Origin of the sequence: Flavobacterium glaciei, assembly GCF_003350545.1 — a bacterium.
GTDB classification, from domain to species: Bacteria; Bacteroidota; Bacteroidia; order Flavobacteriales; family Flavobacteriaceae; genus Flavobacterium; species Flavobacterium glaciei.
Genome location: NZ_QQBA01000002.1, coordinates 229,610 through 243,400 on the forward strand (window position 1 = coordinate 229,610; position 13,791 = coordinate 243,400).

A 13,791-nucleotide genomic window follows, 5' to 3' on the forward strand; every position below is an offset into this window, starting at 1 on the left:
TTTTTATGTAATCTGTAGATATTTAATTACATTTACGGTTGTTTAAATTATAAAAATGAATCTAAAATTACTCTTCCTTTTTTTATTATTTTCTGCTTTCTGCTCTGCACAAGAAAATTGTGACAATGGTATTGACGATGATGGTGACGGAAAAATTGACTTAAATGATAGTGATTGTATTTGCAATAACTCTGTAATAACTTCACTACTTCCGAATCCTTCTTTTGAAGAAAAAACAAATTGTCCTCAAGGTTTTGATGATATTCTGACAATCAATCATTGGACAAAAGGAACAATCCCATCTCCAGACTACATAAACAAAGACTGCAATGTTTTTAATACTATTTATACGAAAAATCTTGAAAATTTTCCAGACGGTAAAGGAATTGTGAGAGCTGTATATAAAAACAATAAAAAAGAATATATCGCTTCTAAATTATCAGCTCCATTGGTTACTGGAGTAAACTATCAGTTAACACTGAATATTGCTACATTAATGGGTATCGAAACAACCAACTTAAGTAAACGTTTTGATTTTAATTTTTTAGCACCTACTTATGTAACACTTTATGGATGTAATAAAAAAGATAATTTACCATTATATACCAATTCAGATCCAAGTTCATTTGACCAATCCTGGGTTGAAATTGGAAAAGTTTTATACCAACCACAGACTGTTTGGGGAGAAATAACAATTAGTTTCATCCCAAATACTGAGATCAACGCAATAATGATAGGACCAGAGAAAACATTACCTCCATCATTTAACACTGATTATGAACCTTCTTTCTTATATGATAATTTAAGATTAAATACTTCTGAAAATTTTGGTGTTACTATTATCCAGAGTGGAAATTTCTGTAATAATGATTTAACATTGACTGCTAACCTGAATAAAACCATGAATTTAGTAACAACTTTTCAATGGTATTTAAACGGTATAGCGATAAACGGAGCAACTAATAAATCTTATTCAATTCCTTCACTTAAAACAAATTTGGGGGAATATACTGTAAAAGTTACAGATGGAAATGAATGCTTCATAAGCTCAAAAATAACTGTAAACAATTCAATTCCCAATCCTTCTGTAATAGTAGTTCAACCTTCTTGTCAAGATACAAATGGTTACATTAAAGTTAATGAACCGGGAATGGAATATAGTTTTGATAAAGGTTTGGCTTTCCTTTCAGATGACAATTATGTTACAAAAGATTTGGTATGGCAAACAGATGCCAACTTTGTCACAAAAGAATACGGAAAATATTATATTCAAACAAGAACCAGTTCTGGTTGTATTTCTACACCTACAATTGTAACAATTGATCCCCCAATCTTACTAGACAGACCAGCATTTTCAACTATTCAACCAACTTGTAATTCAGGAGGAACTATCACTATAACCACCTCAGCATCGCAGTTTAGTTTTGATAATGGAACCACTTGGCAAAATAATGCTATCAAAACAAATTTACCTTCAGGAAATTATTTACTAAAAATAAGAAATAGTAGCGGATGCGAATCTTTTGCACAAAGTGTCTTTCTCTTTCCGTTCTATATTGAATCTCCAGCTTATACTATATCGCAACCTACATGCAACGAAGGGGGAACTATTAACATTTCCACACCCGCATCCGAATATAGTTTTGACAATGGAGAAACTTGGACAACTAATTCAACTGCATCTAATTTACCTAATGGTTATTATAATGTTAGAATTAAAAATGAAAATGGATGTGTATCTAAACCTCATATATATCAAATTTATTTTAATGAGTATGTGAATTCTTACCCTGAATTCAAAGTTAATCAACCAATTACATGCAGTGAAACCGGAATTATTTCTTTTTTAAAACCCTCAAACAAATACAGTATAGATAACGGAAAAACGTGGCAGAATACACCCATTTTTTCAAATTTAAGACCTGGCAATTATTTCTTAAAAACACAAAATGCATTGGGTTGTGAATCTCTTATTTCTGAAGTTAAAATTAATTTTTATTTACCTAAACCAACATTCACTCTAGTAGATGCATCATGTGCTACAAATGGTAGCATTACAATAAATTCTGCTGCAGCTTTTTATAGTTTTAACAATGGTGAAACATGGACAACAAATCCAACGGCATCTAATTTAGCTTCGGGTTATTATAATATAAAAATTAAAAATGAAATAGGCTGTGAATCAGATGTTGAATATGCCTATTTACCTCCTTTTTATCTTGATGATCCGACATTTAAAATAATTGATCCAAATTGCGAAACGGAATCAAAATGGAGTATCTCGATTACAACTCCTGCTGCATCTTACAGCTTTGATGGAGGTGTAACGTGGAGTACAAACTCAACAAAATCTGGTTTAGATTATGGAACTTACTTCTTAAAAATAAAAAAATCTTTAGGTTGTGAATCAAATTTTACTGCCGCTACCATAAATAATACTTATTTTCTGGAAGCTCCTGAATTTGTCGCTACACAACCTACTTGCACTACTCCAGGACTTGTTACGATAACTACTCCTGCTGCATTTTATAGTTTTGATGATGGAGCAACATGGAGTACAGATCCAAATCTCATTAAATATCCAAATGGTAGCGTAAGTGGCTTTCTTAGGATTAAAAACAAATCAGGCTGTATAAGTGCAGCGAATGGATTTGTTCTTAACCCAAATTTCCTTGATAATCTGGCTTATACAATAGTGCAACCAACAACTTGTGATAGTAACGCTACAGGAAGCATTACCATTACGACATCAGCCGCCTTATATAGTTTTGATGGTGGTCTAAGTTGGAGCACTAACCCTACAGCTTTAAATCTTCCAGTAGGATTTAAGTATCAACTAAAAATTAAAAATGCAGCAGGATGCGAGTCAGGAAATCTAGTTACCGAAATAATGCCTTTTAAAATAAAAGAGGCTGATTTTATCGTTACTAATCCATCTTGTGGTAAAGGAGGAACTATTACAATTACCACACCGGCACCATTTTACAGCTTTGATGGGGGAGAAACTTGGGGGACAAACCCTAAAGCTACTAATCTACCTAATGGTTTTTATTATCCTAAAATTAAAAATGAATTTGGTTGTATCTCGGAAACTATCAATTCAGTTCATTTCACTGAGGAGTATTTAACGGGATTTAATATTCAAGTTACTCAACCTACTTGCGAATCAGGAAACAAAGGAACTATTACAGTAGATCCTATTTTTGATCAATATAGTTTTGATGGTGGTATGACTTGGAGTCAATACAACACTGCTACAAATTTATCGGCTGGAAATTATTTAATTCAAGTAAAAAACAACTTAGGCTGTGAGTCTTGGTCGAGAGTTGAAACAATTTATCCTTTTTATTTACCTAATCCTACTTACACAACAACAAATCCCATTTGCGGAACAGGTGGAAGCATTTCAATAACTACTCCAGCGGCATTATATAGCTTTGACAATGGTGCTACTTGGAGTACAAATTCTATTGCCCAAAATTTAGATTCAGGCTATTACTTAGTTATCATTAAAAATGAATTAGGATGCGAATCCTATCCTTTTAGTATTTATGTTCCCAAATTTTTTCTTAATGATCCTTTGTACTCAATAATCCAACCTAATTGTGAATCATTAGGAACTATCACTATAAATACAAATGCTTCAGAGTATAGTATTGATAACGGAACCACTTGGTATACTAGTGGAACTTTTAATAATTTGCACCCAGGATCTTATGATTTGAAAATAAAAAACAATTTAGGATGCGAATCAAATTACAGTTCTGTCTATCTGTACAATGTAAATCTGCCTGCTCAGGAACCTGTTATTTCAATCCAACAGCCTAGTAGTTGTACTTCGTCAAAAGGAAAAATATCTGTAAATACTAATGCTAATCAATATAGTTTTGATGACGGACTTACATGGTCCTCTAGCCCTACTGCTACAGATTTAGATCCAGGTGACTATTTTATTAAAATTAAAAATAGTTCTTCCGGATGCCCATCTCCATCTGTTAAAGTAACTATCAATCCACCTCTTGATGCAGTAGAAATACCAAATTATGTCATTTCTCAACCAATAAGTTGTGCAAATCCCTTTGGATCAATTAGTATTACAAAAGTTGCCTTTGCTTATAGTTTTGATAATGGATTAAGTTGGACAACAAATGCTACTGCTACTAATTTACCTTCTGGACCCTATCAGATTAAGATTAAGAATTCTGCAGGCTGTGAATCAGAATCAGTTACAATTCAAATAAATTTACCTACGGACTTTCCTACTATCCCAACCTATACTATTACTCAACCAAATTGTAATAATTCTAAAGGGAAAATTACAATTAATACTGTAGCATCTGAATATAGTTTTGACAATGGTATCACATGGAATACTTTAGCAGTTTCAACTTTTTTAAATTCAGGAGAATATTTTATCAAAATCAAAAATGCTAATGGATGTATTTCCGATGCAATCAAAGCTACCATAATCTCTTTTATCAATTCGATACTGAAACCAACAATTAATACTCCCCAGACCTTTTGCATTCAACAAAATGCAATAATTAGCAGCATTGCTATTACGGGTCAAAATATAAAATGGTATAATGCTTTAACCAATGGAACTCTTTTATCAAACACAACTCCACTACAAAACGGAACCACTTATTATGCGTCTCAAACCATTAGTGGCTGCGAAAGCGAAAGAATTCCTGTCCTAATAAATATCAAAAATACTCCTGCTCCAACAGGAAATACAAATCAAACATTGTGTTCCAGTCAAAATCCAGCTCTAGAAAACATTGTGATTTCAGGAAATGCGATAAAATGGTATAATTCAGCCGGAATTCTTTTGTCCAATTCAACTTCTTTACAAGACGGTGTGACTTATTATGCTTCGCAAACAGAAAACAATTGCGAAAGCCCTAATAAATTAGCTGTTACTATTTCATTAATAAACACTTTACCCGCAAATAATTATGAAGAATTATTTTGTGATGATTTGAATGACGGATCCGAGAAAGTGAATCTATCAATTTACGATTCTAAGTTAATTTCAAATACTTCAGGATATAGGTTTTCTTATTATTCAACTTTTTCAGGTGCAGAAAATCAATTGACAGGTAATCAAATAACTAATTTTTCAAATTACAAATTAGCTTTAGGCGACAACAAAATCTATGTCCGTATCAATTCAAATACTCCTTGTTATGCCATTGCTGAATTGAAATTAACTCTTGTATCGAAGCCAATTATTACAATTCCTGATGTTGTTCCCATTTGTGAAAACAATTCCATTACTATTGATGCTGGTTTAGGTTTCGACACTTATTTGTGGTCAACAGGCGCAACGACATCTTCGATACTTGTCACAGAACCAAAAAATTATTCTGTTACCGTTACTACTAATTACAGTATAATTTCATGTTCGAATACTAAGAATTTTGAAGTACGTAAATCAAACATTGCCACCATTACTTCTGTAGAAGCACAAGATTGGACCGACAATCAGAATACAATCACCGTTTTTGCATCCGGCGAAGGTGATTTCGAATATTCAATTGATGGTACTCATTTTCAGGACAGCAATCAATTTTCAGCATTGTTTAGTGGCGAATATACCGTACATGTCCGAGACAAAAATGGTTGCGGAACCGCCACAGATGAAGTCTTTTTATTAATGTACCCCAAATATTTTACCCCAAACGGTGATGGTTTTAATGATACTTGGAATATTAAATTTTCAGATTTGGAAACCAACTTGACTCTAAAAATATTTGACCGTTATGGAAAATTAATCACAGAATTAATCCAAAATAATGATTGGAACGGAACCATGAATGGATATGCCCTTCCTTCCGATGATTATTGGTTTATTGCAACAAGAGCAGATGGAAATGAATACAAAGGACATTTTAGTTTAAAGCGATAATTACTAATTTCCTAAACATATCTTAAACCAAAAAAACATAACTTTACTTTTTAGTACTTTAGCGACAAATTTAGAAACTCAAAACATGCCAACCGACTGTATCAGCTATCAAAATTCCGGATATTTCTCTTCCTTGATGAACGATTATTTAGATCAAAAGAACAATTTAGATTCTCTATACAATAGATTTCCAAAGCTTGAGAACTTTGAAGATCAAATCCTTGAAAAGCAAAACAACTACGACAATAACAACAGATCCATTTTAGTTTCCACATTACAAAAACAATATTCAAAAATTGAAACTTCCGTTTTAACCAAACAAAATATTGAAGCTTTAAATAATCCAAATACATTCACCATCACAACAGGTCATCAGCTGAATCTTTTTAGCGGACCTTTATATTTTTTGTATAAAATCATTTCGACAATTAATTTGACAACCGAATTAAAAGCGAAATATCCAACGTATAATTTTGTTCCCATTTATTGGATGGCAACCGAAGACCATGATTTTGAAGAAATTAATTATTTCAACTTTAAAGGTAAAAAATTCCGTTGGAACAAAGATAGCACAGGTCCTGTTGGGCGATTGTCCACCGAGGGCTTAGCTGAATTTCTTGAAGTATATATGCTTGAATTAGGTTCCAGTACGAATGCAGAAACAATAAAAAAACTATTTACTGATTCCTATCTCAATCACGATAATTTAGCCGATGCTACTAGATTTTTGGCTAATGCGCTTTTTGGTGCGTATGGATTGGTTATTTTGGATGCTGATAATCAAGATTTAAAACGCAACTTTATCCCTTTTGTAAAAGAAGAATTGCTGCATAAGTCTTCCCAAAAATTGGTATTGGAAACTGCCGAAAAATTAAAAGAGTATACCATTCAGGTAAATCCTCGTGAAATCAATTTGTTTTATATCGAAGATGACATCAGAGAACGTATCGTCTTTGAAAACGATAGATACAAAGTAAACCACACTAAAATTGAGTTTTCTGAAACAGAAATTCTTACCCTTTTAGAAAATCATCCGGAAAAATTCAGTCCTAACGTCATTATGCGTCCATTATATCAAGAAGTGATTCTTCCTAATTTATGTTATATAGGCGGAGGAGGAGAAATTGCATATTGGTTAGAACTAAAATCGTTTTTTGCTGCTGCCAAAATAACATTCCCAATACTTTTATTGAGAAACTCTGTACTATTGTCTACTGAAAAAGAAGCTAAAAAAGCAGACAAATTAGAATTGAATTGGGCGGATTTATTTTCGAAACAAGCCCATTTAGTCACCGCTAAAACCAAAGAATTATCGGATTTTCCAGTCGATTTAACGAATCTGAAAGCCCAATTACAAAAACAATTTCAAGAGCTCTATGATGTAGCTAACAAAACTGATGAATCTTTCCTTGGAGCTGTAAAAGCACAGGAAACCAAACAGACCAAAGGATTAGAAAATTTAGAAAAACGCTTGCTTAAAGCGCAAAAAAGAAAGTTAAGTGATATTTTGCAACGCATCACTGCCTTGCAAAACGAGTTATTCCCCAACCAAAGTTTACAGGAACGACAAACTAATTTTTCGGAATTTTATTTGGAATACGGCGAAAATCTGATTCCTACTTTGATTAAAAAACTCAAACCCTTGGACAGTAAATTTGATATTATTGTACTTTAATCAGATAACGATTATTTGAATGCTAAATTTGTAAAAATATTCAATAAAAAAAACCTATTTTTGCACAAAATTTAAAAATAAAAAGATGGCTACTAATAGAACATTTACAATGATTAAGCCTGATGCTGTTGCTAACGGACACATCGGAAACATACTTGCAATGATTACAAATGCAGGTTTCAAAATCGTTTCTTTAAAATTGACACAATTAACTGTTGCTGATGCTCAAGCATTTTATGCTGTTCACGCTGCAAGACCTTTCTACGGTGAATTAGTTGAATTCATGTCAAGAGGACCAATTGTTGCTGCAATTTTAGAAAAAGACAATGCAGTTGAAGATTTCAGAACTTTAATTGGTGCTACAAACCCAGCTGAAGCTGCTGAAGGAACTATCCGTAAAGCATATGCAACTTCTATTGGAGAAAATGCAGTGCACGGTTCTGATAGTGATGAAAATGCAGCTATCGAAGGCGCGTTCCATTTTGCTGGAAGAGAGCAGTTCTAATTATAGTTTCTTAGATAGTCAGATTTTTAGACTACTTAGATTCTTTAAAAGTAAAACCCGCTTCTATGAAGCGGGTTTTACTTTTAATCTAATTTTTAGCTCTTTTAAAATGTCATTTTTTTTCAAAAAAACTCAATATCTAACAATCGAAAATATCTAATCTATTCTAAAAATCTAACTATCTAAGAAGTCTAACGCAAAACCACATCCTTCACCACATCGCGTCTTAATTCCTCATTAATCATCGCCACAATTTTGGACTTTCCGTGACTTAATTCCTCACGCAAAACGGATGATGTTAACTCTACATAAAGCGTACTCCCTTTCAAAACTACATTATTTGTATAACTGTTTACACCATTCCCCATAAGGTTTTTCCAAGCATCTTTCACATCTATTTGGTCCATTCCGGGTTGCAGTTTATTCACTTGGATTATTTGTTTCAAAACATCCCCTATCGTACTTTGATTATTTAGTCGTTTTGCCATCGCCCATTAAATTTATTGGTGTTGCTTTCTTATAATGATATTCTGTTTTTTCCTTGTTCAACAGCACTAATTCTTTAGCTGACAAAGCAATAACCTCCTCACTCCACTTCATGTAAGGAGTTGAATAGTCTAAAAAAACTTTGTCATCATCAAATCGAACCGTTACATTTTCGAAGGCGTCATTTACTAAAAAAGTTCCATCTAGTTGTGGCATCACTTTCTTCCGAATTCCTTTATTATCCTTAATTTCAAAAAAATCATAGACTTCATTCATCTTGTATTCTTTATCCTTTATGGAATCAAAAACAACTTTCTCCACTTCCCAATACCCATTTATTTTTGAAATGTCTTCTGGCTTTACTTTTTGCTGACAAGCCACGAAAAGAAATGCTAAAAATAAAATGCTAACTGTGTTTTTCATATAATTGTTATTTTTAGGAGCTAATTCCTGCTGTACGCTATATCCATCTCGTTTTGAGAACGAGATGGGATGCCGCTTCCATCAGGGCTAGGCTATACGGGTTAAATCACATTTAATCTAATTACAAAGTTACTCTTATTAAATTCAAAGAAAACAAAAATAGTAGAAACACATTAAACTATTTTCTATATTTTTGGTCTATAAGGAATTAGAATTAAATCAGTAGTAAAATGTCAAAAATAATCTATAGTTTCCTCATCGTATTATTTTGTAGTAGCTGCAGTTCAGAAAATAATGAAGCAACACCTACTCCCACTCCTGCAGAAACACTCTATTTTCCTCCACTTACTGGTACAATTTGGGAAACAAAATCTATCACAAGTTTAGGTTGGAAACAATCCGCAGTACAATCGTTATTGGATTATTTGAAACTCAAAAATTCAAAGTCCTTTATCATTCTTGTCAATGGTAGAATCGTTATGGAAAATTATTTCAATGGACATGATGCTAACGCTTTTTGGTATTGGGCTAGCGCTGGTAAAACACTGACTACAGCAGTAACAGGAATTGCACAACAAGAAAATCTAATCAACATCAATAATAAAGTTTCGCAATATATAGGAACTGGTTGGACGAGTTTGCCTTTAACTAAAGAGAATTTGATTACAAATAAACATCTACTTAGTATGACTTCCGGATTAGATGACACTACCGATGATGTTGATCCTACAAGCCTAAAATATAAAGCAGATGCAGGGACACGTTGGGCGTACCATAATGTATATGTAAAATTACAGGATGTTATTGCTCAAGCCAGTGGTCAAACATGGAATTCCTATTTCAATTCCAAATTGAAAGATAAAATAGGAATGGAGGGTGCGTGGTTTCAATTAGGCAATAATTCTGTTTATAGAAGCAACACGCGTTCCATGGCGCGATTTGGATTATTAATCTACAATAAAGGAAAATGGGAAAACAATACAATAGTAAATGAGAGCTTTATAAATGAAGCTACAAATACTTCTCAAAATATAAATCTGGGATACGGCTATTTATGGTGGTTGAATGGAAAATCAAGTTATCATTTACCTCAAAGCCAACTGCAGTTCAACGGTAGTTTAATACCCACAGCTCCATCCGATATGTTTATGGCGTTAGGAAAAAACGATCAAAAAATCTATATTATTCCAAGCAAGAAAATGGTCGTTATTAGAATGGGAGATGTCGCAAATCAAAATAATCCAACGTTTGCTTTATCTGATTTTGATGCAATTTTATGGCAAAAAATTAGTGCTTTATATCAGTAAATTTATTTGCTTTTCAAACGTTTCATAAAACCTATAACAAAGAAAACCAAACCAATTATTAATAAAAAATAATAGAATCCAAGACTTTTGTCTCGAACAAGATTTGCCAATATAAAAGAAATAATACTCACTAAATAAAGATACATTGGAGGTGTATTTTTCAAAGAAGAGAAATCCATTCTAATTATTATTTAAAAAAACTATCTACAAACTCATACTTATTAAAAACCTGCAAATCTTCAATTCCCTCACCTACACCAATATATTTTACAGGAATTTGAAATTGATCGGAGATTCCAATAACAACACCACCTTTTGCAGTTCCATCCAGTTTAGTAACGGCTAAACAAGTAACTTCAGTAGCAGCGGTAAATTGTTTCGCTTGTTCAAAAGCATTTTGACCAGTTGATCCATCTAAAACTAATAACACATCGTGTGGTGCATCACCCACAACCTTTTGCATAACTCGTTTGACTTTTGTCAATTCGTTCATTAAATTAATCTTGTTGTGCAAACGACCTGCAGTGTCAATAATTACAATATCGGCATTTTGCGCCACAGCTGATTGCAAGGTATCAAAAGCTACCGATGCAGGATCACTACCCATTTCTTGACGAACAATAGGAACTCCTACTCTATCAGCCCATATTTGTAACTGGTCGATAGCTGCAGCACGAAATGTATCGGCAGCACCCAAAACCACATTATAGCCTTGCTTTTTAAATTGATACGCTAATTTACCAATGGTAGTCGTTTTTCCAACACCATTTACCCCAACAACCATTAAAACATAAGGTTTAGTCTGAATTGGAATTACAAATTCAGTAGCTTCACCTGTATTAGTCTCTGACAATAAAGCAGCAATCTCTTCTCTAAGAATTTGATTCAATTCTTCTATACCTAAGTATTTATCTGAAGCAACACGGTTTTCGATTCTAGTGATTATCTTTAAAGTTGTGTTTACACCAACATCCGAGGCAACAAGGATTTCCTCTAAATTATCTAAGACTTCATCATCCACTTTTGACTTTCCGGCAACAGCTTTGGTTAACTTCGAAAAGAAATTTGTTTTTGATTTTTCAAGACCTTTGTCTAATGTTTCTTTTTTCTCTGATGAAAATATTCTTTTGAAAAAACTCATTGTATAAATAGTATTAAGAATGAAGTATTTAGGTTTAAAGAACCAATACGTTTTTCTAATTGTAAATATAGAAAATAAAAAAGCTACTTCCGAATGAAAGTAGCTTTTCTATATAATGTGATTGTTAATTATTTCTTTTTCAAGAATTCATCAACAGCTTCAGGAGCCATAATAGATTCTACGAATGTATATGCACCTGTTTTTGGAGATTTCACCATTTTGATGGCTTTTGATAATCTCTTAGAAGATGTTTGTAACGATGCTACGGTTTTCTTTGCCATGATTCAAATGTTATTTAAATTTAAATAAAATCTTCAAATGTTACCATTTGAGATTTTTATCAAAATCTCTAATTATTATTTAATTTCTTTGTGAACAGTTACACGCTTCAAGATTGGATTAAATTTCTTAATCTCTAATCTATCTGGAGTGTTCTTTTTGTTCTTTGTAGTTATGTATCTTGAAGTTCCTGCAACACCAGAAGTCTTGTGTTCAGTACATTCTAAAATTACTTGGATTCTATTACCTTTCTTTGCCATCTTGCTATTTTTTTATTTTGGAATAGATTATTTAATAAATCCTTCTGACTGCGCTTTTTTCAAAACTGCAGCGATTCCATTTTTATTAATTGTTTTTATCGTAGATGCAGCTACTCTTAGAGTAATCCATCTATCTTCTTCTGGAAGATAAAAACGCTTTTTAACTAAGTTTACAGAAAATTTTCTCTTAGTTTTGTTCATAGCGTGAGAAACGTTATTTCCTACCATCGCTCTTTTACCTGTAAGGTCACAAACTCTTGACATTATACTTATCTTTTATCGTTATTCAAAATCAGGGTGCAAAGAAAAGAAAAATAAACCTATTAAGCAACTAATTTATTGCACATTTTTCAAAATTTCTTTCTGTAATAGTTCTAAACTTTTAATTACTGCTCTATCTATCACTTTTTCACGTGGTTGACCAAAATTAAATTCTTCAACAATTACTTCCGTTGGTGTGGCCAATGCAATAAAAACTGTCCCAACTTCAGCATTTGACTCTCCTTTTAATGGTCCAGCGTTCCCGGTTGTTGCAATTGCATAATCTGTTTTCATTATGTTTTTTACATTCAAAACCATCGCCGAAACTACTTCTCTGCTCACCACAGAATTTTCTTTTATGAGGCTTTCCGGAATGCCTAAAACATCGATTTTAACTTCAGTTGCATACGAAACTACACTCCCTTTAAAATACTTTGACGCTCCCGGAACCGACGTCAATAGCGCTGCAATTTTACCTCCGGTACAACTCTCTGCAGTCGAAATAGTTTTGTTTTGCTTTGTAAGTAAATTACTTACCACAACCTCTAAAGTTTCATCATCATCAAAACCTACTATAATATCGTGAATTATGGCGTCTAGCGAATTTACATTTTTCTCGAGAGCAAGCTCTAAGTTTTCTTTATTTGTGCCACGGGCTGAAAGTCGTAAACGAACTCTTCCCGGACTTGGCAAATACGCTAACTTAATAAATTCAGGAAGGTTATTTTCCCAATCCTCTATCCGTTCCGCTACCATACTTTCGCCTTGTCCGTACGTGAGAATTGTTTTGTGAATAATATAAGGACGTTTGTATTCTCGAACTACTTTTGGGATGATTTCATTTTCAACTAAATATTTCATTTCATAAGGAACTCCTGGAAGCGAAATAAAAACAGTGTTTTCCTTTTTCATCCACATTCCTGGCGCAGTACCCACCTGATTGTGAAGCACCGTGCATTTTGAAGGAACCAATGCTTGATCTTTATTAATTTGCGATGCCGTTCTATTCATCACGCGCTCTATAAGCTCAATTACGTGCTTTTCGACTGCTTCATCAATTACTAATTCATCCTCAAAATAATCACAAAAAGTTTTTTTTGTTACATCATCTTTCGTAGGTCCTAAACCACCTGTGACAATTACTAAATCGACTTGATTTTGAAGTGCAGCAAACGTATCTAAAATGTGTTTTTTATCATCACTTATCGAAATCATTTCGTTGATTTCAACGCCAATCTTATCTAATGATTTAGCTATAAAACCCGAATTTGTATCGACAATTTGGCCTATTAAAATTTCATCACCAATAGTAACTATTGTTGCTTTCATTTTTTTGTGATATTTTTTTATGGGATTGCAGTCTTAAAAGAAAAATGTGTAAAAAACACATTCTGTTTTTTTTTGCGTGAAATATAATAGCGAAAATACTATCTCATTTTTTAACGAGAGAGATTGCTTCACCTATTAATTATTTATATAGGAGTTTAGTGAACTTTGTTTGTTACGGATAGCCTGACCCGCTTTTTCAGCGGGTCATGCCTCT

Annotated in this window: 11 protein-coding genes; 4 read left to right on the forward strand and 7 right to left on the reverse strand. The window is 33.0% G+C overall.

Annotated features, from left to right (window positions below; all coding sequences use genetic code 11):
- The first annotated feature begins 55 nt into the window (after nt 1–55).
- The 3 genes from DFR66_RS02985 to DFR66_RS02995 all read left to right on the forward strand — a co-directional run bounded on the left by DFR66_RS02985 (nt 56) and on the right by DFR66_RS02995 (nt 8,091).
- Nucleotides 56–5,911 (forward strand): T9SS type B sorting domain-containing protein, encoded by a 5,856-nt coding sequence (locus DFR66_RS02985; RefSeq protein ID WP_114753357.1) that lies wholly within the window; start codon nt 56–58, stop codon nt 5,909–5,911.
- Nucleotides 5,912–5,996: 85 nt separating this feature from the next.
- Nucleotides 5,997–7,586, forward strand: a complete 1,590-nt coding sequence (gene bshC, locus DFR66_RS02990; RefSeq protein ID WP_114753358.1) for a bacillithiol biosynthesis cysteine-adding enzyme BshC — start codon at nt 5,997–5,999, stop codon at nt 7,584–7,586.
- Nucleotides 7,587–7,671: 85 nt separating this feature from the next.
- Nucleotides 7,672–8,091, forward strand: coding sequence for a nucleoside-diphosphate kinase (locus tag DFR66_RS02995; RefSeq protein WP_072941331.1), 420 nt, complete (start codon nt 7,672–7,674; stop codon nt 8,089–8,091).
- 191 nt (nt 8,092–8,282) lie between these two features.
- Here the strand turns inward: DFR66_RS02995 and DFR66_RS03000 are convergent, their stop codons facing one another.
- A complete protein-coding gene (locus DFR66_RS03000) occupies nt 8,283–8,579 on the reverse strand; it encodes a DUF721 domain-containing protein (RefSeq protein WP_073355171.1) in 297 nt (98 codons plus the stop codon).
- Nucleotides 8,560–9,000: a lipocalin family protein gene (locus DFR66_RS03005; protein WP_114753359.1), complete on the reverse strand. Its 441-nt coding sequence runs from the start codon at nt 8,998–9,000 to the stop codon at nt 8,560–8,562. Before DFR66_RS03005 ends, DFR66_RS03000 begins: the two co-directional genes overlap by 20 nt.
- Nucleotides 9,001–9,230: 230 nt before the next feature.
- Here DFR66_RS03005 and DFR66_RS03010 point away from each other — a divergent pair, with 230 nt between their 5' ends.
- On the forward strand, nt 9,231–10,307 hold the full coding sequence (locus DFR66_RS03010) for a serine hydrolase domain-containing protein (RefSeq protein ID WP_114753360.1): 1,077 nt from the start codon (nt 9,231–9,233) through the stop codon (nt 10,305–10,307).
- Between the two features lie 187 nt (nt 10,308–10,494).
- Here DFR66_RS03010 and ftsY read toward each other — a convergent pair whose 3' ends face one another.
- The 5 genes from ftsY to DFR66_RS03035 form a co-directional block, all read right to left on the reverse strand.
- Nucleotides 10,495–11,448, reverse strand: a complete 954-nt coding sequence (ftsY, locus tag DFR66_RS03015; protein ID WP_114753361.1) for a signal recognition particle-docking protein FtsY — start codon at nt 11,446–11,448, stop codon at nt 10,495–10,497.
- 128 nt (nt 11,449–11,576) lie between these two features.
- A complete protein-coding gene (locus DFR66_RS03020) occupies nt 11,577–11,729 on the reverse strand; it encodes a DUF4295 domain-containing protein (protein WP_073370281.1) in 153 nt (50 codons plus the stop codon).
- Nucleotides 11,730–11,804: 75 nt separating this feature from the next.
- Nucleotides 11,805–11,987, reverse strand: a complete 183-nt coding sequence (gene rpmG, locus DFR66_RS03025; protein ID WP_017495179.1) for a 50S ribosomal protein L33 — start codon at nt 11,985–11,987, stop codon at nt 11,805–11,807.
- Nucleotides 11,988–12,014: 27 nt separating this feature from the next.
- Nucleotides 12,015–12,251 carry a 50S ribosomal protein L28 gene (rpmB, locus tag DFR66_RS03030; RefSeq protein WP_024980263.1) on the reverse strand — a complete coding sequence of 79 codons (237 nt, stop codon included), beginning with the start codon at nt 12,249–12,251 and terminating at the stop codon, nt 12,015–12,017.
- Between the two features lie 72 nt (nt 12,252–12,323).
- Complete coding sequence (locus DFR66_RS03035; protein WP_114753362.1) at nt 12,324–13,577, reverse strand: CinA family nicotinamide mononucleotide deamidase-related protein; 1,254 nt, start codon at nt 13,575–13,577, stop codon at nt 12,324–12,326.
- Nucleotides 13,578–13,791 lie beyond the last annotated feature (214 nt).

Bases quoted from the DNA above. Each gene is read 5' to 3' on its own strand.
- DFR66_RS03005 (WP_114753359.1), bottom strand. From the start codon at position 9,000: ATGAAAAACACAGTTAGCATTTTATTTTTAGCATTTCTTTTCGTGGCT.
- bshC (WP_114753358.1), top strand. From the start codon at position 5,997: ATGCCAACCGACTGTATCAGCTATCAAAATTCCGGATATTTCTCTTCC.
- DFR66_RS03010 (WP_114753360.1), top strand. From the start codon at position 9,231: ATGTCAAAAATAATCTATAGTTTCCTCATCGTATTATTTTGTAGTAGC.
- DFR66_RS02985 (WP_114753357.1), top strand. From the start codon at position 56: ATGAATCTAAAATTACTCTTCCTTTTTTTATTATTTTCTGCTTTCTGC.
- DFR66_RS03020 (WP_073370281.1), bottom strand. From the start codon at position 11,729: ATGGCAAAGAAAACCGTAGCATCGTTACAAACATCTTCTAAGAGATTA.
- DFR66_RS03000 (WP_073355171.1), bottom strand. From the start codon at position 8,579: ATGGCAAAACGACTAAATAATCAAAGTACGATAGGGGATGTTTTGAAA.
- rpmG (WP_017495179.1), bottom strand. From the start codon at position 11,987: ATGGCAAAGAAAGGTAATAGAATCCAAGTAATTTTAGAATGTACTGAA.
- DFR66_RS02995 (WP_072941331.1), top strand. From the start codon at position 7,672: ATGGCTACTAATAGAACATTTACAATGATTAAGCCTGATGCTGTTGCT.
- DFR66_RS03035 (WP_114753362.1), bottom strand. From the start codon at position 13,577: ATGAAAGCAACAATAGTTACTATTGGTGATGAAATTTTAATAGGCCAA.
- rpmB (WP_024980263.1), bottom strand. From the start codon at position 12,251: ATGTCAAGAGTTTGTGACCTTACAGGTAAAAGAGCGATGGTAGGAAAT.
- ftsY (WP_114753361.1), bottom strand. From the start codon at position 11,448: ATGAGTTTTTTCAAAAGAATATTTTCATCAGAGAAAAAAGAAACATTA.